Source organism: Amycolatopsis albispora, from assembly GCF_003312875.1.
GTDB classification, from domain to species: domain Bacteria; phylum Actinomycetota; class Actinomycetes; order Mycobacteriales; family Pseudonocardiaceae; genus Amycolatopsis; species Amycolatopsis albispora.
The window spans coordinates 5,608,111-5,625,777 of the sequence record NZ_CP015163.1; the positions used below are offsets into that span (position 1 = coordinate 5,608,111).

Here is a 17,667-nt window from a genome sequence, read left to right on the forward strand (position 1 = left end):
TCTTGTCATTGCCCCCACACGAACAGTGGTCAAGCTGCCGCTGTGTGGAATAGAATCCGGCTTCCGCGGGTATTCCGGGACGAGTACCGGGCGCGTGCACTCGTCGGGGGGTGCACGTACCCGGTCGGTAATCCGGTGGACTCCGCCGGGCGGTAGCGTGGCCCCACCACTGGGCTGGCAAGCCGGCCGCCGACCACGACCCCGGGGATGCAGCAGAGATGAGCGCCAACGCGCCCGCCAACCCGATCAAGCACGCGATCACCCTCGCCCGCGAGACCGTGCCGCCGATGCACCGCGCCGGGCGCCCGTTCGTGCTGGGCGGCCTCGCCGCCACCCTGGTGCTGCGCCGGTTCTCCAAGCCGCTCGGCCTGCTCGCCGGACTCGGCACGGTGGCCACCGCCGCCTTCTTCCGCGAGCCGACCCGCGTGCCGCCCACCCGCTCCGGCCTGGTGCTGGGCGCCGCCGACGGCCTGGTCTCACTGATCGAGGAGGCCACGCCGCCGCCGGAGCTGGGCCTGCCGGCCGAGCCGCGGATGCGCGTCAGCGTGTTCCTGTCCGTGTTCGACGTGCACGTCCAGCGCGCGCCCGCCAGCGGTGTGGTGGAGAAGGTCGCGTACCGGCCGGGCAAGTTCCTGTCCGCCGACCTCGACAAGGCCAGCGACGACAACGAGCGCAACTCGCTGCTGCTGCGCACCGAGGACGGCCACGAGATCGTCGTGGTCCAGATCGCCGGCCTGGTCGCCCGCCGCATCCTGTGCGAGGTCGGCGACGGCGAGAAGGTCCGCGCCGGTGACACCTACGGCCTGATCCGGTTCGGTTCGCGCGTGGACACCTACCTGCCACCGGGCAGCAAGGTGCTGGTGAGCAAGGGGCAGCGCACGATCGGCGGCGAGACGCCCATCGCCGAACTCCCGGTCTAGGGGGCCAGCGTGACCGTCCGGACCAATCCGGGTGTTCGGCTGCTGCCGAACGCGATCACCGTGCTGGCGCTGTGCGCCGGGCTGTCCGCCGTGCAGTTCGCGCTCACCGGCAACTACGCGATGGCGATCGCCTCGATCGGCATCGCCGCGGTGCTCGACAGCCTCGACGGCCGCATCGCCCGCCTGCTCGACGCCACCTCGAAGATGGGCGCCGAGCTGGACTCGCTGGCCGACGGCATCTCCTTCGGCGTGGCCCCGGCGCTGGTGCTCTACGTGTGGCACTCGGACGGCGAGCGCATCGGCTGGCTGGCCGCGCTGGTTTTCGCGGTGTGCATGATCCTGCGCCTGGCCCGGTTCAACACGCTGCTGGACGACACCGAGCAGCCGCCGTACGCGGCCGAGTTCTTCGTCGGCGTGCCCGCGCCGGCCGGCGGGCTGCTGGTGCTGCTGCCGCTGACGCTGACCCTGCAGTTCGGTGAGGGCTGGTGGTCCGCGCAGGTGGTGGTGTGGGTGTGGACGGTGGCCATCGCCGCGCTGGCGATCAGCCGGATCCCCACGCTGTCGCTGAAGACGGTCAAGGTGTCGCCGAAGGCGGTCGGCCCGCTGCTGGTCGCGGTCGGCGTGCTGGCCGCCACGATCATCCTGTACCCGCTGATCGCGCTGGCCGTGGCGATGCTGCTGTACCTGGTGCACCTGCCGTACGCGGTGCGCCGCTTCCGCTGGCTGGCCCGGCACCCCGAAGCCTGGGACGTGCCGCCGCGCGAGCGCCGGGCGATCCGCCGGGCGCGTGGCGCGCGGCGGCTGGGCCTGCGGCGCCCGCTGCGGCGGCGGGTGGCCGGTGCCGCCCGGCGCGCGGTGCGGCTGCCGCGCAACGGGGACGGCGGCGGGCACGGCCCGAGCGGGCGGCGCGACCGCAAGCGCAGCTGGCGCAGCCTCGGCATCCGGCAGCGCGGCAACCGTCCCGACTGAGCTCCGGCCGTTTTACGGATAGGGTTTGGGCGTGAGTGCCCCGCAGATCACGCTGACCGTCCGCCACAGCCCGTCCGCGACCGATACCCGGCGCGGGATCGTGCGCCTGCACCCGGAGGTGCTCGACGCGCTGGGCCTGCACGCCTGGGACGCGGTGCACCTGACCGGCGCGCGGGTGAGCGCCGCGCTGGCCGCGCCGTCCGACGGCGACGGCCCACCCGGTGTGGTGCTGATCGACGACGTCACCATGTCGAACCTCGGGGTCACCGAGGGCGCGGAGGTGGTCGTCGCCCCCGCCGAGGTCTCCGCCGCCCGGTCGGTCACCGTCGCCGGTTCGCGGCTGGCCAGCGTTTCGCTGACCCCGGCCACCGTGCGGCTCGCGCTGATCGGCAAGGTGCTCACCGTCGGGGACGCGGTTTCCCTGCTCCCCCAGGACCTCGCGCCGCCGCCGGGGGCGGATGTCGGCGCGGTGCGCAGCAAGCTGTCCAACGCCATCGGCGGCACGTGGACCAGTGAGCTGCTGACCGTCACCGCCGCCGAGCCGTCCGGCCCGGTCGCGGTTGGACCGTCCACTGTGGTCGCCTGGCGCGACGGCGCGCGCACCGGCGACGCGGTGCCCGTGCCCGAAGGTTCGCCGCGGCCCGGCACCGCGGTCACCGTCACCGCCGCCGCTCCGAAGTCCACTGTGGACGACTTCATCGAGGCGGAGGTGGTGGAGGAGACCGAGGACGAGCCGGTGGTCCCGGTCGCCGACCTCGCCGGGGCGGCGAGCTGCGCGCGCCGGCTGTCCGAATGGTTCGAACTCGCCTTCCACCGTCCCGAGTTGCTGGCGAAACTGGGCACTTCGGCGCGGCTGGGCGTGCTGGTCTCCGGGCCGGAAGGCGTCGGGAAGACCACGCTGGTGCGTTCGGTCGGGCAGGCGGAGGAGGTCCGCGTGGTCACGCTGGCCGCGCCGAACCTCGCCGTGCTGGAGCCGAACGCGGCCGCGTCGCGGCTGAACGAGGCGATCGAGCGCACCGCGGGCGGCACCACCCCGGCGGTCCTGCTGATCACCGACATCGACACGCTGCTGCCCGCGTCGTCCCCGCCGCCGGTGGCGACGGTGCTGCTGGAGCAGCTGCGCGGCGCGCTGACCCGGTCGGGGGTGGCGTTGATCGCGACGACGGCACACCCCGAAGGCGTCGACCCTCGGCTGCGGGCCGGTGATCTGCTCGACCGGGAGCTGTCGCTGGCGTTGCCGGACGCGAAGGTGCGCACGGAATTGCTGCGCATCCTGCTGCGGGACGTGCCGCTCGACGCGGACGTGGACTTCGGCGCGATCGCCGAGCGCACGCCCGGTTTTGTCGCGGCGGACCTGCTGGCGCTGCGCCGCGAGGCCGCCCTGCGCGCCGCGCTGCGGCAGCGTGACGCGGACGAGCCGGTGATCGGCGGGCGGGACCTGCTCGACGCGGTCGCCAGCGTGCGGCCGATTTCGATGTCCACTTCGGACAACCTGGCCACCGGCGGGCTGACGCTGGAGGACGTCGGGGACATGACCGAAGTGAAGCAGTCGCTCACCGAGACCGTGCTGTGGCCGCTGCGGTACCCGGACTCGTTCGCGCGGCTGGGCGTGGCGCCCCCGCGTGGGGTGCTGCTGTACGGGCCGCCCGGCGGTGGCAAGACGTTCCTGGTGCGCGCGCTCGCGGGTACTGGCGCGCTGAACGTTTTCGCGGTCAAGGGCGCCGAGCTGATGGACAAGTGGGTCGGCGAGTCGGAGCGGGCGGTGCGGGAGCTGTTCCGCCGGGCCGCCGAAGCCGCGCCGTCGCTGGTGTTCCTGGACGAGATCGACGCGCTGGCGCCGCGGCGGGGGCAGTCGAGCGATTCGGGGGTGTCGGACCGGGTGGTCGCCTCGCTGCTCACCGAGCTGGACGGGGTGGAGCCGATGCGCGAGGTGGTGGTGCTCGGCGCGACGAACCGGCCGGAGCTGGTGGACCCGGCGCTGCTGCGGCCGGGCAGGCTGGAGCGCCTGGTCTACGTGCCGCCGCCGGACGCGGAGGCCCGCGCGGCGATCCTGCGGGCCACCTCGAAGAACACCCCGCTGGCCGCCGACGTGGACCTGGACCAGCTCGCGTCCACTTTGGACCGCTACTCGGCGGCGGACTGCGCCGCGCTGATCCGGGAGGCCGCGCTGACCGCCATGCGCGAGTCGCTGGACGCCACCGAGGTGACGGCCGCGCACCTGGAGAAGGCACGGGGGGCCGTCCGCCCGTCACTGGACCCGGCGCAGTTGGCCGACCTGGAAGCCTACGCCGCCAACCGCGCCGACTGACTCCGTTCGAAGCTAGATGTCACGAATGTGGCTTTCGAGACGTTTCGCGTCCCGAAAGCCACATTCGTGACACCTACCCGCCAGCCACGCCGCCTGAACCCACGCAGCACGCCGCCACGCGGCGCCGGCGCGACGGTCCATTGAGGATGGTGGTGGGCGACGGGCGGGCATCCCGAAAGCCACATTCGTGACACTTGCCTCGCTGCCCCTGGCCCCACGCAGCATGCCGTGCCGCGAGTCCGGCTCATCCCGGCCGCCACTCATCGCGGGCCCGGCCGCGCGCCCGGCGCCGGAGCGGCGTTCCGGATGACACGAATTCGTGTCCGGGGTTGCGACGGGGAACGGGGCCTACTTGCCCTTGGTCGAGGCGCCTCGGTAGTCGTTGGTCACTATCACGATGACACCGCCGCTCGAGCCCGCGATGCCTTCGAACCGCGGCTCCACCCGCATCCCGAAGGCGGCGCCCAGCGCCCGCGCGGCGGTTTCCTCGTCGGCCACGCCGGGGCGGTAGTACGCGGTGGTCGTCGGGATGATGCCGCCGGAGTAGTTGCTCGTCTCCGCGACGTTCCACCCCTGCGCCCGGAAGTCGTCCCCGGCGCGCGCGGCCAGGCCGTGGATCGTGCTGTTGTTGTACACGCGCACGGTGACCCACTTCGCCGACGCCTGGTGCTCCTCCGGGCTACCGGGCGCGGGCGGCACCGGCTCACCCGGCGGCGGCGCGGGCGACGAGGGCGGCGGCGCCGGCGACGAGGGCGGCGGCGCCGGCGAGGACGGCGCGGCGGACGAAGGCGGCGCGGCCGAGGACGGCGGCGGCACCTCCGAAGTCGGGGGCGGCGGGTTCTGCGCACTGCCCGAGTCACCGGGCGGCGGTGTCGAGGTGGGCGCGGCGGTGTCCCCGCCGTTGCCCCCGCTGAGCGCGGTGACGCCACCGGCCACCGCGGCCACCAAGGCCAGGCCGATCAGCACCAAGCCCGCCAGCCGCAGCGGCCGCCCCTGGATCCAGCTCATCGCAGATCTATCCCCAACCGTCGTGCCGCGCGGGTCCGCTGACGGGCGGCACGCGTCTTGCGCAGGCGCTTGACCAGCATCGGGTCGGCCTGCATCGCCTCATGTTTGTCGATCAACTGATTCAGCACCTGGTAGTACCGGGTGGACGACATGGCAAACAGCTCGCGGATGGCCTGTTCCTTGGCCCCGGCGTACTTCCACCACTGCCGCTCGAAAGCAAGGATCTCCTGCTCCCGCGGCGAGAGCCCGGCCTGATCGGCGGCGTCCGGCGGGCGGCGACGGCGAGCCATCGACTCCGCGGCGTCCATCTGGGCCCTCGCAATCAAGTTCGCTTGCGTGCGCGAATCACACGGTTGTCGTTTCCGCGGCGCCCATTAGATCACGCGCGTAGCCGTCCGTCCCGGCATCACTCCCGGCGCGTCACGGCGAAGCCCTCGGTAAGCTCCCCGACCGTGACCGTCCACCCCATCGTGATCGCCGGCGAGCCCGTCCTGCACCAGCCGACGCGTGAGATCGACACCTTCGACGAGCAGCTGCGCACGCTGGCCGACGACATGTTCGAGACCATGTACGCCGCGCGCGGAGTCGGCCTCGCCGCCAACCAGATCGGCCTGGACCTGCGGATCTTCGTGTACGACTGCCCCGACGACGAGGGCGTGCAGCACAAGGGCCTGGTGGTCAACCCGAAGCTGGAGACCTCCGAGATCCCGGAGACCATGCCCGACCCGGACGACGACTGGGAGGGCTGCCTGTCGGCCCCCGGCGAGTCGTTCCCGACCGGGCGCGCGAGCTGGGCGAAGGTCACCGGGCAGGACCTCGAAGGCAACCCGATCGAGGTAGAGGGCACCGGCTACTTCGCGCGCTGCCTGCAGCACGAGACCGACCACCTCGACGGGTACATCTACCTGGACCGCCTGGTCGGCCGCTACGCGCGCGAGGCGAAGCGCATGCTCAAGCGCAACAAGTGGGGGGTGCCGGGCAACTCGTGGCTGCCCGACCCCGAAGCCGACCCGGAAGACTGAGCCCTCAGCAGGACCCGAGGTAGCGGCACCGCACCACCGCGGGCTGCTCGATCACCTTCCCCTCCTGCACCGACCACGCCAGCCGGACGAACTGCGCGTGCGTCCAGGCCAGCGGTGTCGCCGACTGGTTGCCCTTGCCGGTCGGGAAGCCGGGCTGCCCGGACGGCGCGTGCTCGTCCCACACCTGCTCGGGCATGGTGTCGCCGGTCCCGGCGACCCGGCCGAGGTCGCGCAGCCGCCGCTTCGCCGCGGCCGGTTCGCCGTTGGCCAGCTCGTACTCGCCGCGCTCACCGGCGAGCAGCGGCCACAGCCGTCCGAAGGTCTGCCGCGAGCCCGGCGGCAGCTCCATCTCCCACTGCGAGCCGTCGGCTTTCTCGCCGTAGCCGTCGCCGGTGTAGCGGTGCCAGAACTGCCCGGTCGGCGTGGTGTACGAAATCTCTTTGTCGACCACGTCGAGGCTGTTCCGGATCACCGGGTCGTCCGGCGCGTAGATGCCGAGGCGCACCAGCTCGAGGAAGCCCGCGTCGGCGACCGCGCGCTGGTCGGCGTCGTAGCTGGAGTTGCCCAGGTTGTAGACGGTGCCGTTGTCGGCGTTGCCGTCCTTGGTCAGGCGCACGAAGTACGGATCGTCGGAGAGCGGGCCGTTCGTGGTCACCGTCCACCCGGCCAGCTTGCCCTTGAACTCGTCGGCCTTGGCCAGGTAGCGCTCGGCGGACGCCGCGTCGCCGTGTTCCTTCGCCAGCTCGGCCGCGCAGACCAGCCCGGCGATCACCGACGCGATGGTGGACGGCGAGTACCCGTCCTGCTCCTCCCAGCGCTCCTGCTGCGACCACGGTGACGCCTGCCCGTTCGGACCGCGGTAGTCGATCAGGAAGTCGGCGGCCCGGCGGATGTTCGGCCACAGTTCCTCGGGAATGCCGACCTGCTGCGCGAGCACGATCGGCAGCGCGGTCTCATCGAGCTGGACCGAGGTCCAGTACGGCGTGCCGTCGACGTCGGTGTTCTGCGCGAGGTGCCCGTCGGGCTGCTGCTGCCGGGTGAACATGTACTCGATCGACCGGTGCGCGGCGCCCTCGTCGCCGGCGGCCAGCATGCCGGTGGCGATCTGGTACAGGTCACGCGGCCAGACCAGGTGGTAGGTGCCCGAGGGCAGCCAGCCGGGGCCGTTGTCGCCGAACTGCCACGGCATGCTCGGCGACGCGATGAACGCGCCGGGGTTCTGCTTGTCCTCGCTCGCGGCGAGCATCAGCATGGACGCCTCGTACAGGTCGCGGTCACCTGCCACCGAAGCCGGGGTCTTCTTGAGGCCACGCAGGTAGTCGCGCCAGCCCGCCTCGTTTGCCTTGCGCGCCGGGCCGAAACCGGTTTTCAGCGAGGCTTTCGCGGTGTCGGCGGCCTTCTCGCCGAACCCGAGCGACAGGGTGGCTTTCCGGGATTTGACGCCATCAGCCGCGAGTTGCCCGGTCTGCACGACGTTGCCCTTGCCCGCGCTGTCGTAGCTCTTCAGCTGGTACGACTCGAGCAGCTGCGTGGCGCCGTCCGACGTACCGGAGAAACCGTTGCTGGTCTTGGTGAACGCCGGATTCGCGGCGAGCGCCGAGGTGACTTCGCCGTCGGTGGCGACCAGGGCGTCGCCCTCGGTTTTCGCGGTGTCGTCGGTGCCGTTGTTGGCCAGGTCCGGGTCGAGCACGGCGTAGAGCTGGTACGGCTTGCCGGTCAGCGAGGTGAAGTCCACGTCGACCAGCACGCTCGCGCGCTTCGGATCGGTCACGTAGGTCTTGCGCAGCTTCCAGCGCTTCCGGTCGTCGGTGATCGTCTGCTCGTAGGTCAGGCCGTCCTGGCGGCGCACCTGCTCGAACTTCGCGTCGGCGTCGGTGGCCGCGAAGCTCTCACCGTCGGTGACCACGAACGCGAGCGAGCGGATGCTCGGCGTGGACAGGTCCGGGTAGTACACGTCGGACATCTGTCCACTGTGGAGTGTGAACCAGACGTTGCTGGCCTGGTCGCGCGCACCGCCGAAGCCGGTTTTCCCGGCGGGCAGCCAGAGCGGGTGCGCACCCGGCGCCCCGGGCGCGGGCCCGCCTTCGGGTCCGGCGATGGCTACCGCGGGTGACAACCCGGCTGCCAGCATTCCGGTCAACGCGAGGATCAACGGCCTTCGCATGCTCGCCCCAATCTGCACCGTTACAGAAGCGGGCTCATTCTGCTCGGGAACTTCTGTCCGCGCATGGCCCATCCAGGTGAGTTCCTGACCGTGAAACCTGCTCGCGTCCCTCGGGCATCGGCGGGACACTGTCGTCATGACCTGGGGAAACCTCACCGCCTTCCTGCTCAGTTCGTTCGTGCTCGCGATGGTGCCTGGCCCAGCCACCGCGCTGCTGGTGCGTCAGTCGGTGCACGGCAGGCGCGCGGCCTTCGCCACCGTCGCGGGGATCGAGACGGGCGTGCTGATCTGGGCGGTGGCCGCCGCGCTCGGCATCTCGGCGCTGCTGACGGCCTCCGAAATCGCCTACCAGGTGCTGCGGATCACCGGGGTGTGCGTGCTGCTGTGGCTGGGATTCCAGGCGCTGCGCGGGGCACGGGCGGCGGCCGCCGCGCCCGAGCCGCCGACGATCGGTTCCGGGTACCGCTCCGGCCTGCTGATCAACCTGGCCAACCCGAAGCTGGGTGTGTTCGCGATCTCGTTCCTGCCGCAGTTCGTGCCTGCCGGGCCCGGCCACCAGCGCGACCTCCTGCTGCTCGCCGCGTTGTTCGTGGTGATCGACACCCTCTGGTATTCGCTGATCGCGAGCGTGCTCAGCCGGTTCACCGAGTGGCTGCGCAAGGCCGAGGTCAGGCGGCGGCTGGAGCGGCTCACCGGGGTGGTGCTGATCGGCCTCGGTGTCCGGCTCGCGTTCGACACCACCCGCTGACCCCCTTGTTCATCCGGCCGTCGGCATGGCATGGTCGGGGGACAACCGAACACCGCAACCGCGGGAGCTCGCGCCTTGGCGGGCTGAGAGGGTGGCTGGTGTCCTTTCGTCGGGACCCGGTGCCGCCGACCGCATGAACCTGACCGGGTAATGCCGGCGTAGGGAGTGAATGTCGTTGACGACACTGGAAAATGACGCCACCGTCACGCCCACCGTGACCACCGGGCCGATCACCGGATCGCACAAGGTCTACCACCGCACCGAATCGGGGCTGCGGGTCCCGGCCAGGCGGATCGACCTGTCCAATGGGGACCACTTCGACGTCTACGACACCTCGGGGCCGTACACCGATCCCGACGCGGTCATCGACGTCCACAGTGGACTTCACCGGCTGCGGGCAGGCTGGTCCGACGGGCGCGAGCACCACACCCAGCTCGGCTGGGCGAAGGCGGGCGTGATCACCAGGGAGATGGAGTTCATCGCCGCCCGCGAGCGGGTTTCGCCGGAGTTCGTGCGCGACGAGGTCGCCCGCGGCCGCGCGGTGATCCCGGTCAACCGCAGGCACCCGGAGAGCGAGCCGATGATCATCGGCAAGAACTTCCTGGTGAAGATCAACGCGAACATGGGCAACTCGGCCGTCTGGTCCTCGGTCGAGGAAGAGGTGGACAAGATGGTCTGGGCCACCCGCTGGGGTGCCGACACCATCATGGACCTGTCCACCGGCAAGCGGATCCACGAGACGCGCGAGTGGATCCTGCGCAACTCGCCGGTGCCGGTCGGCACCGTGCCGATCTACCAGGCGCTGGAGAAGGTCAACGGAGAGCCGGAAAAGCTGTCGTGGGAGGTCTACCGCGACACCGTGATCGAGCAGTGCGAGCAGGGCGTGGACTACATGACCGTGCACGCCGGGGTGCTGCTGCGGTACGTGCCGCTGACCGCTCGCCGGGTCACCGGCATCGTCTCGCGCGGTGGCTCGATCATGGCTGCCTGGTGCCTGGCGCACCACCGGGAATCCTTCCTGTACACGCATTTCTCCGAGCTGTGCGAGATCCTGCGCGAGTACGACGTCACCTTCTCCCTCGGGGACGGCCTGCGCCCCGGCTCCATCGCGGACGCCAACGACCGCGCGCAGTTCGCCGAGCTGGAAACCCTCGGCGAGCTGACCCACATCGCCCGCGAGCACGACGTGCAGGTGATGATCGAGGGGCCGGGCCACGTGCCGATGCACAAGATCAAGGAGAACGTGGAGCTGGAGGAACAGCTCACCGGCGAGGCGCCGTTCTACACGCTCGGTCCACTCGCGACGGACATCGCGCCAGGGTACGACCACATCACCTCGGCCATCGGTGCGGCCCAGATCGGCTGGTACGGCACGGCGATGCTGTGTTACGTCACGCCGAAGGAGCACCTGGGCCTGCCCAACCGGGACGACGTGAAGACCGGGGTGATCACCTACAAGATCGCCGCGCACGCCGCCGACCTGGCCAAGGGGCACCCGTACGCGCAGGAGTGGGACGACGAGCTGTCCAAGGCCCGCTTCGAGTTCCGCTGGAACGACCAGTTCAACCTGGCGCTCGACCCGGACACCGCGCGGGCGTTCCACGACGAGACGCTGCCCGCCGAACCGGCCAAGACCGCGCACTTCTGCTCGATGTGCGGGCCGAAGTTCTGCTCCATGCGGATCACCCAGGACGTGCGCAAGTACGCCGAGGAACACGGACTGTCCACTGTGGAGGCCATCGAGGCCGGGATGCGGGAGAAGTCCGCGGAGTTCGGCGAGCACGGCGGCAAGGTCTACCTCCCGGTGGTCGAGCAGCCGTGACCGCGACCCCGCGCACCGCGCTGACCATCGCCGGCTCCGACTCCGGCGGTGGCGCGGGCATCCAGGCCGACCTGCGCACCTTCTTCGCCAACGGGGTGCACGGCATGACCGCGATCACCGCGGTCACCGTGCAGAACTCCTTGGGGGTGCAGGGGTTCACCGAGATCCCGGCCGAGGTGGTCACCGCGCAGATCAAGGCGGTGGCCGGGGACATGGGCGTGGACGCGGCGAAGACCGGGATGCTGGCCACCGCGGAGATCATCCAGGAGGTGGCCAAGACCCTCGACGAGGTCCACATCGGACGGCATGCGGAGATCCCGTTCGTGGTGGACCCCGTCGCGGCCTCCATGCACGGTGACGCGCTGCTGCGCGAGGAGGCGCTCGAGGCCATCCGCACGGAGTTGTTCCCGCGCGCCAGCCTGGTCACGCCGAACCTGGACGAGGTGCGGTTGCTCACCGGCGTGGCGGTCACCGACCGCGAGAGCCAGCGGGAGGCGGCCGGGGCGCTGCTGGAGTTCGGCGCGCAGTGGGTGCTGGTCAAGGGCGGGCACCTGTACGAGGATCCGGAGTGCACCGACCTGCTCTCGGACGGCGTGCAGTTCATCGAGCTGACCGGGCCGCGGCACGACACCCCGCACACCCACGGCGGCGGCGACACCCTGGCCTCGGCGATCACCGCGGGGCTGGCGAAGGGCCTCGGCATGCCGGACGCCGTCGAGGCGGGCAAGCGGTTCATCGAACGCTCGGTGGCGGAGGCTTACCCACTGGGCGCGGGCGTCGGCCCAGTCTCCCCCTTCTGGCGCCTGGACCACACCTAGGGGCGGCAGCCGAGCAGTGTCACGAATGTGGCTTTCGAGACGTTTGGCGTCTCGAAAGCCACATTCGTGACACTCCGGAGGCCCACCTGCAAAACCGCCACCCGGCAACACAAGGTGACCACCCGCCCAACCAGGCCCCCCCATCCCGGTCCACAGCCAAAAACACGGCGGGGGTTCCGTTGTCAAGGCATCTTTCCCGCCTTGACAACGGAACCCCCGCCGTAGTCACACTGAAGACCCGGGGTGGGCCACCCCCGACAACCCCGGACAACAACCCGATTCCGCCAGCGTCTCGGACAGCACGCGCAGATAAACCTCCCGCGCCCGGTCGAGCACCTCGCCGCCTTCGTCGGTGAGCACGGCGTACACCTCGCGCCGGTTGTGCTCCGGCCGGTCCCGCCGCACCCGGCCGCGCTCCACGTGCCAGTCGATGATCCGCCCGCCACGCGTGACACCGAGCCGATCGGCCAGCGTGAGCATCTGCAGCTGCCCGCGCTCACTGCAGCGCAACGCGGTCAGCAGGTCGTGGTCCGACGGTGAGCAACCCGCCTCCGCCTCGATCCGCTGGTCCAGCAGCCGCCGGACTGGTGCAGGTTCCCTCAGGCCCGATGAAGCGCCAAGTCCGGCGAGCCGCGCACCACCCCGCTCGCCTACTTCCCCGACGGCGACGGCTGGATCGCCAAGCACCCCGACCGCGTCACGATCGAGGTCGGCGGCGGGAGATCCCGGTTCTCCGGCTCACCCGCTCGCCGGAGGCCTGACCAGGGCGGGACACTGGGGGGCATGACGGAAGCTACGAGCCCGCCTGCCGCGCTGACCATCGCCGGCTCCGACTCCGGTGGCGCCGCCGGACTGCAGGCCGACCTGCGCACCTTTCTCACCTGCGGGGTACACGGCCTGGTCGCGGTGACCGCGGTGACCGTGCAGAACACGCTCGGGGTGCACGACCGCACGGACATCCCACCGCACATCGTCGCCGGGCAGATCGAAGCGGTCGCCGCGGACATGCGGGTCGGCGCGGCCAAAACCGGCATGCTCGCGTCGGCGGAGATCATCGAGGCGGTGGCCGCGGCCTGCGACGCCGCCGAGATCGGCCGCGACCGGCGCATCCCGTTCGTGGTGGACCCGGTGGCCGCCTCCATGCACGGCCACCCGCTCTTCGACGCGGCCGGGCTCGCCGCGCTGCGTGACCTGCTGCTCCCCCGCGCCACCGTGCTCACCCCGAACCTGGACGAGGTGCGGTTGCTCACCGGCCTCGACGTGACCGACCGCCAGGGCATGCGCGACGCGGCGGTGGCGCTGCACCAGCTCGGGCCGCGGCACGTGCTGGTCAAGAGCGGGCACCTGGTCACCGATCCCGAGTGCGTCGACCTGCTCTTCGACGGTGAGGACTTCGTCGAACTGCCGGGCCCGCGCTTCTCCACGCCGCACACGCACGGCGCCGGTGACGCGATGGCGTCGGCGTTCACCGCCGGTCTCGCGCGCGGCATGCCGGTGGTGGAAGCAGCCAGGTTCGGCAAGTGGTTCGTCAGCAACGCGGTGGCGAACTCGTACCCGATGGGCGCGAAGGTCGGCCCGGTTTCGGCGTTCTGGCGGCTGGCCCCGGAGGAGCGCGCGTGACCCGACAGCGGGTGGGGGCCGTTGTCGAGAGCAGGCGGTTCCAGAACTTCATCATCGCGGTGATCGTGGCCAACGCGATCACGCTGGGCCTGGAGACCTCACCGCGGATGGTCGCCGAATACGGCACCTTCCTGCACACGCTCGACTACCTCGCGCTCGGCATCTTCGTGCTCGAACTGAGCGCGAAGTTCTACGCCTTCCGCGGCGCGTTCTTCAAGGACGCGTGGAACCTGTTCGACCTGGCCGTGGTCGGCATCGCGCTGGTGCCCGCGACCGGGCCGTTCGCCGTGCTGCGTGCCCTGCGGGTGCTGCGCGTGCTCCGGCTGATCTCGGTGGTGCCGTCGATGCGCAAGGTGGTCACCGGGCTGCTCGCCGCGGTCCCCGGCATGGCCTCGATCGCCGCGCTGCTGGCGTTGATCATCTTCGTCGCCGGGGTGATGGCCACCAAGCTGTTCGGCACGATCACCCCGGAGCACTTCGGCGATCTCGGCACGTCGCTGTTCACCCTGTTCCAGGTGATGACCGGCGAAGCCTGGCCGGACATCGCCGACGACGTGATGGCGCAGGCACCCGCGGCCTGGATCTTCTTCGTCGTCTACATCCTGATCTCCAGCTTCGCGGTGCTGAACCTGTTCATCGCGGTGGTGGTCAGCGCGATGGAGGACGAGCTGCGCGACGAAATCCGCGAAGAGGAGGACAAGCAGGCGGCCGCGCAGGCCGCCGCGAACCAGGAGATCCTGGACGAGCTGCGGGCACTGCGCGCGGAGATCGCCGAGCTGCGCGCGCGGGAGCGGGACTAGGACTTCTCGTCGTCGGAAAGCAGGGCCTCCAGCGCGGGCAGCGCGTCGATCAGCTGTCGCCGCTGCTCCTCGGACAACCGCTCGATCCGCCGGTTCAGCTCCTGGATCCGGGTCGAACGGACCCCGGAGACCATGCGCTCGCCCTCCTCGGTGGCGGTGGCCAGCCAGGCGCGGCGATCGACCGGATCGGACTCGCGGCGCACGTACCCCGCCTCGACCAGCGCGGCCACTATCCGCGACATGGTCGCCGCGGCCACGCCCTCCTTGGCGGCGAGATCACCGAGCCGCAGCTGCCCGTAGTTCACCAGGGTGGCCAGCGCGGAGATCGCACCGTGGCCGGGGCCCGGCGCGCCCGCCTGCCGCAGCGAGCGGGAAAGCCTGCCGACGGCCAGGAAAAGCCGGCCGGACACGTCCTGAGACGGCGACGTGGTCACCTCACGCTCCTTACCGCGCACGGAAGGTGTGGCGCGCGGGTCAGCCCCGATGTGGTCGAAAGTGCCGTCAACCTTACGTGCCGCCACCCGGGGTTCCGCGTGAACCCGCCGGGATTGTGATGGACGACTTCCGCTCAGCGGGGAGGCGAGCTGGCCTGGGCCCAGAACCGCTGCGGAATCCGGCCGGCGCCACGCGCCAGCCGTCCGGCGGTGACCGCCGACCGCATCGCCAGCGCCATGCGCTCCGGGTCCTGCGCGCGGGTGACCGCGGTGGACAGCAGCACGGCGTCGCAGCCCAGCTCCATCGCCAGCGTGGCGTCCGACGCGGTGCCGATCCCGGCGTCCAGCACCACCGGCACCCGGGCCCTGGACACGATCAGCTCGATGTTGTGCGGGTTGCGGATGCCGAGGCCGGTGCCGATCGGGGCGCCGAGCGGCATCACCGCCGCGCAGCCGACCTCCTCCAGCCGCAACGCGAGCACCGGGTCGTCGTTCGTGTACACCAGCACGGTGAAGCCGTCAGCGGCCAGCTGCTCGGCGGCGTCCAGCGTTTCCAGCGGGTCGGGCAGCAGCGTGCGGTCGTCGGCGTGCACTTCGAGCTTGATCAGGTCGGTGTCCAGCGCCTCGCGGGCCAGTCGTGCGGTGAGCACCGCCTCGGCCGCGCTGCGGCAGCCCGCGGTGTTCGGCAGCAGCTTGATTCCCAAGCGCCGCAACAACTCCAGCACGCCCGAGCCGCCTTCGGCGTCGGCCCGCCGCATCGCCACGGTGGTCAGCTCGGTGCCCGAGGCGACCAGCGCGCGTTCGAGCGCGGCCAGGCTGCTCGCGCCGCCGGTGCCGATGATCAGCCGGGAGTTCAGCTTGTGCTCACCGATGAGCAGCTGGTCGCCGGTTTCGGTCATGTCAGCCTCCTTGGACGGCGGTGAGGATGTCGAGCGAGCTGCCGTCGGCCGGGACAAAATCGGCCCAGTCGCGGCGGGCGACCACGTCGGCGTCGACCGCCACCGCGACGCCCTTTTCCTCGATGCCGAGGGCTTCGAGCAGACCCCGCACGGTGGTGCCGTCGGGGAACTGCCGCTCGTCTCCGTTGACCACGATCCGCATCAGACACTCTCCTTCTCACGAAGCCGGGCCGGGTCGGCGGCGGCCACCCCGGGCGGCGGCGGGGTGCCGTCGAGCGCGGCGAGCACCGCGTCGGCGGTGATCGGCGCCATCAGCAGGCCGTTGCGGTGGTGCCCGGTCGCGGCGAACACCCCGTCGGGCAGCCTGCCGATGAAGGGCAGGTTGTCCACACTGGCCGCGCGCAGCCCGGCGGCGGTTTCGGCCAGTTCGTACTCGGCGATCGCCGGGAACACCCGTTCGGCGCCTTCGAGCAGCTCACGCACCCCGCGTGCGGTGACCACCTCGTCGAACCCGGCCTCGTACTGGGTCGCGCCGAGCACCAGCTCGCCGCCCGCGCGCGGCACGAGATAGATGGGACGGCCCTCGGCGTACGCGCGGACGGTGTGCGCGGGCGGGCCGAGCGTGGTGCGACGGGCACGCAGGCGCAGGATCTCGCCCTTGAGCGGGCGGACGGCGTGCTCCAGCGCCGGGTGCAGGCGGGCGCTCCAGGCGCCGGCGGCCAGCACCACGAGATCGCCGCGCAGCGTCCGGCCGGTGGTCCGGACGGTCTCCGGGCCCAGCTCGACGACCTCTTCGCGGATCGGGTCGAGCGGTTTCCGGAGGGCGTCGAGCAGGGCGCGGTTGTCCACGGACAGGTCGCCCGGCACGGCGAGGCCCCCGCGGAGGGAGCCCGCGAGACCGGGTTCTCGCCGCTTCAATTGTCGACTTGTCAGCTTTTCCGCCTCGCGGCCCGCGCTGTGCAGATAGGCCGCGAGCTGGTCGAGAACGCCCAGGTCGGCACTGTCCAGCGCGGCGACCAGCGTGCCTTTCTCGGACAGTCCGCAGCCACCGAGGTCCTCGGCGAACTGCGGCCAGCGCCTCAGCGACTCCTCACCGAGGGTGAGCACTTCCTCTTCACCGGGCCACGCCTCGGTGACCGGGGCGAGCATGCCGCCCGCCACCCAGGACGCACCACGCGCCGGTCGCGGGTCGACGAGGGTGACCTCGTGGCCGCGGGCCTGGGCGCGCCAGGCGACGGCGAGGCCGACGACACCGCCACCAACCACGGTGACCTGGTGCTTTCGCTTCATGGGATCACGCTCCCTGCGCCGGCATGACCCGGATCAGGTTCCACGGTCGGAGCGGCAGCTCCCTCTCAGCCCGTGCCTCGGGCTCCCGTGCGGACGTTTCCACCGTAACACCGACGAGTACCGTCGCGAACATGCCAGGGCTGGATGGTGACGAGATCAGGAAGCGCCTCGACGAGGCACGGCTGTACCTGTGCGTGGACGCGCGGTCGGCGCGCGGGGACCTCGCGGAGTTCCTCGACGCGGCGCTGGCCGGTGGGGTGGACATCGTGCAGCTGCGTGACAAGACCAGCGGCGCGCCACTGGAGGCGAAACAGGAACTGGCGGCGCTGGAGGTGTTCGCCGCCGCATGCGCGAAGCACGGTGCGCTGCTGTCGGTGAACGACCGGGCGGACGTCGCGCTGGCGGCCGGCGCCGACGTGCTGCACCTCGGCCAGGACGACCTCCCGGTGCCGGTCGCGCGGCGCGTGCTGGGTGACGACGTGGTGATCGGCCGGTCCACGCACTCGGGCGCGCAGGCCCGCGCGGCCGCCGCCGAGCCGGGCGTCGACTACTTCTGCACCGGGCCCTGCTGGCCGACCCCCACCAAGCCCGGCCGGGACGCGCCGGGGCTGGACCTGGTCCGGGAAACCGCCGCGCTCGGCACTGGGCGCCCGTGGTTCGCCATCGGCGGCATCGATCTCGAGCGCCTGCCGGAAGTCCTGGAGGCGGGAGCCACGCGAATCGTGGTCGTCCGCGCCATCACGGACGCCGAAGACCCGGAATCGGCGGCGCGTGCCCTGAAATCCGCGCTGGTTTAACGGAGACCGCCGAACACGAATGTGGCTTTCGGGGCGCTTTTCGCCCCG

Annotated in this window: 18 protein-coding genes and 1 riboswitch; of the genes, 10 read left to right on the forward strand and 8 right to left on the reverse strand. The window is 71.4% G+C overall.

Annotated features, from left to right (window positions below):
- Positions 1-218: 218 nt before the first annotated feature.
- From A4R43_RS26395 to A4R43_RS26405, 3 genes are read left to right on the forward strand one after another with little or no spacing between them, the layout of a single operon-like run.
- Entirely contained in the window at positions 219-920 is a 702-nt protein-coding gene (locus A4R43_RS26395) for a phosphatidylserine decarboxylase (protein ID WP_113694769.1), read from the forward strand.
- 9 nt (positions 921-929) lie between these two features.
- Complete coding sequence (gene pssA, locus A4R43_RS26400; protein WP_113694770.1) at positions 930-1,889, forward strand: CDP-diacylglycerol--serine O-phosphatidyltransferase; 960 nt, start codon at positions 930-932, stop codon at positions 1,887-1,889.
- Positions 1,890-1,920: 31 nt separating this feature from the next.
- Entirely contained in the window at positions 1,921-4,197 is a 2,277-nt protein-coding gene (locus A4R43_RS26405; protein ID WP_113694771.1) for an AAA family ATPase, read from the forward strand.
- 348 nt (positions 4,198-4,545) lie between these two features.
- On the opposite strand, the gene A4R43_RS26410 is transcribed toward A4R43_RS26405, so the two are convergent.
- Both A4R43_RS26410 and A4R43_RS26415 read right to left on the reverse strand, forming a co-directional pair.
- On the reverse strand, positions 4,546-5,205 hold the full coding sequence (locus tag A4R43_RS26410; protein ID WP_113694772.1) for a LytR C-terminal domain-containing protein: 660 nt from the start codon (positions 5,203-5,205) through the stop codon (positions 4,546-4,548).
- On the reverse strand, positions 5,202-5,513 hold the full coding sequence (locus A4R43_RS26415) for a DUF3263 domain-containing protein (RefSeq protein WP_113697893.1): 312 nt from the start codon (positions 5,511-5,513) through the stop codon (positions 5,202-5,204). Before A4R43_RS26415 ends, A4R43_RS26410 begins: the two co-directional genes overlap by 4 nt.
- Positions 5,514-5,657: 144 nt before the next feature.
- Between A4R43_RS26415 and A4R43_RS26420 the strand changes: the two genes are divergently transcribed.
- On the forward strand, positions 5,658-6,227 hold the full coding sequence (locus tag A4R43_RS26420) for a peptide deformylase (protein WP_113694773.1): 570 nt from the start codon (positions 5,658-5,660) through the stop codon (positions 6,225-6,227).
- A 4-nt stretch (positions 6,228-6,231) separates the two neighbouring features.
- Here the strand turns inward: A4R43_RS26420 and A4R43_RS26425 are convergent, their stop codons facing one another.
- The gene (locus A4R43_RS26425; protein WP_113694774.1) at positions 6,232-8,391 is read right to left on the reverse strand and encodes a glycoside hydrolase family 15 protein; all 2,160 of its coding nucleotides are present in this window, start codon (positions 8,389-8,391) and stop codon (positions 6,232-6,234) included.
- Between the two features lie 136 nt (positions 8,392-8,527).
- Between A4R43_RS26425 and A4R43_RS26430 the strand changes: the two genes are divergently transcribed.
- From A4R43_RS26430 to thiD (A4R43_RS26440), 3 genes are all read left to right on the forward strand, one after another.
- A complete protein-coding gene (locus tag A4R43_RS26430) occupies positions 8,528-9,139 on the forward strand; it encodes a LysE family translocator (RefSeq protein WP_113694775.1) in 612 nt (203 codons plus the stop codon).
- A gap of 175 nt (positions 9,140-9,314) precedes the next feature.
- Complete coding sequence (gene thiC, locus A4R43_RS26435) at positions 9,315-10,961, forward strand: phosphomethylpyrimidine synthase ThiC (RefSeq protein ID WP_162788600.1); 1,647 nt, start codon at positions 9,315-9,317, stop codon at positions 10,959-10,961.
- Positions 10,958-11,779, forward strand: coding sequence for a bifunctional hydroxymethylpyrimidine kinase/phosphomethylpyrimidine kinase (thiD, locus tag A4R43_RS26440; protein WP_113694777.1), 822 nt, complete (start codon positions 10,958-10,960; stop codon positions 11,777-11,779). The genes thiC and thiD (A4R43_RS26440) overlap by 4 nt, the downstream gene beginning before the upstream one ends.
- 225 nt (positions 11,780-12,004) lie before the next feature.
- Here the strand turns inward: thiD (A4R43_RS26440) and A4R43_RS42920 are convergent, their stop codons facing one another.
- A complete protein-coding gene (locus A4R43_RS42920) occupies positions 12,005-12,466 on the reverse strand; it encodes a MarR family winged helix-turn-helix transcriptional regulator (RefSeq protein ID WP_162788601.1) in 462 nt (153 codons plus the stop codon).
- Positions 12,467-12,562: 96 nt separating this feature from the next.
- Here A4R43_RS42920 and thiD (A4R43_RS26450) point away from each other — a divergent pair, with 96 nt between their 5' ends.
- Positions 12,563-13,399 (forward strand): bifunctional hydroxymethylpyrimidine kinase/phosphomethylpyrimidine kinase, encoded by an 837-nt coding sequence (thiD, locus tag A4R43_RS26450; protein ID WP_113694779.1) that lies wholly within the window; start codon positions 12,563-12,565, stop codon positions 13,397-13,399.
- Positions 13,396-14,199: an ion transporter gene (locus A4R43_RS26455; RefSeq protein ID WP_113694780.1), complete on the forward strand. Its 804-nt coding sequence runs from the start codon at positions 13,396-13,398 to the stop codon at positions 14,197-14,199. The genes thiD (A4R43_RS26450) and A4R43_RS26455 overlap by 4 nt, the downstream gene beginning before the upstream one ends.
- On the opposite strand, the gene A4R43_RS26460 is transcribed toward A4R43_RS26455, so the two are convergent.
- The 4 genes from A4R43_RS26460 to thiO all read right to left on the reverse strand — a co-directional run bounded on the left by A4R43_RS26460 (position 14,196) and on the right by thiO (position 16,822).
- Complete coding sequence (locus tag A4R43_RS26460; protein WP_113694781.1) at positions 14,196-14,633, reverse strand: MarR family winged helix-turn-helix transcriptional regulator; 438 nt, start codon at positions 14,631-14,633, stop codon at positions 14,196-14,198. The genes A4R43_RS26455 and A4R43_RS26460 overlap by 4 nt on opposite strands.
- Positions 14,634-14,767: 134 nt before the next feature.
- A complete protein-coding gene (thiG, locus tag A4R43_RS26465; RefSeq protein WP_113694782.1) occupies positions 14,768-15,532 on the reverse strand; it encodes a thiazole synthase in 765 nt (254 codons plus the stop codon).
- Position 15,533: 1 nt separating this feature from the next.
- Positions 15,534-15,734, reverse strand: a complete 201-nt coding sequence (gene thiS / locus A4R43_RS26470; protein ID WP_113694783.1) for a sulfur carrier protein ThiS — start codon at positions 15,732-15,734, stop codon at positions 15,534-15,536.
- Positions 15,734-16,822, reverse strand: coding sequence for a glycine oxidase ThiO (gene thiO, locus A4R43_RS26475; RefSeq protein ID WP_113694784.1), 1,089 nt, complete (start codon positions 16,820-16,822; stop codon positions 15,734-15,736). The genes thiS and thiO overlap by 1 nt, the downstream gene beginning before the upstream one ends.
- Positions 16,816-16,921, reverse strand: a riboswitch (TPP riboswitch). (Overlaps the previous gene by 7 nt.)
- Positions 16,922-16,953: 32 nt before the next feature.
- Here thiO and thiE point away from each other — a divergent pair.
- Positions 16,954-17,619 (forward strand): thiamine phosphate synthase, encoded by a 666-nt coding sequence (gene thiE / locus A4R43_RS26480; protein WP_113694785.1) that lies wholly within the window; start codon positions 16,954-16,956, stop codon positions 17,617-17,619.
- The last annotated feature ends 48 nt before the right edge of the window (positions 17,620-17,667 follow it).

Excerpts from the sequence above, each read along its gene's own strand:
- A4R43_RS26395 (WP_113694769.1), top strand. The coding sequence starts at position 219 with ATGAGCGCCAACGCGCCCGCCAACCCGATCAAGCACGCGATCACCCTC.
- A4R43_RS26410 (WP_113694772.1), bottom strand. The coding sequence starts at position 5,205 with ATGAGCTGGATCCAGGGGCGGCCGCTGCGGCTGGCGGGCTTGGTGCTG.
- A4R43_RS26415 (WP_113697893.1), bottom strand. The coding sequence starts at position 5,513 with ATGGACGCCGCGGAGTCGATGGCTCGCCGTCGCCGCCCGCCGGACGCC.
- A4R43_RS26425 (WP_113694774.1), bottom strand. The coding sequence starts at position 8,391 with ATGCGAAGGCCGTTGATCCTCGCGTTGACCGGAATGCTGGCAGCCGGG.
- A4R43_RS26430 (WP_113694775.1), top strand. The coding sequence starts at position 8,528 with ATGACCTGGGGAAACCTCACCGCCTTCCTGCTCAGTTCGTTCGTGCTC.
- thiD (WP_113694779.1), top strand. The coding sequence starts at position 12,563 with ATGACGGAAGCTACGAGCCCGCCTGCCGCGCTGACCATCGCCGGCTCC.
- thiG (WP_113694782.1), bottom strand. The coding sequence starts at position 15,532 with ATGACCGAAACCGGCGACCAGCTGCTCATCGGTGAGCACAAGCTGAAC.
- thiS (WP_113694783.1), bottom strand. The coding sequence starts at position 15,734 with ATGCGGATCGTGGTCAACGGAGACGAGCGGCAGTTCCCCGACGGCACC.
- thiO (WP_113694784.1), bottom strand. The coding sequence starts at position 16,822 with ATGAAGCGAAAGCACCAGGTCACCGTGGTTGGTGGCGGTGTCGTCGGC.
- thiE (WP_113694785.1), top strand. The coding sequence starts at position 16,954 with ATGCCAGGGCTGGATGGTGACGAGATCAGGAAGCGCCTCGACGAGGCA.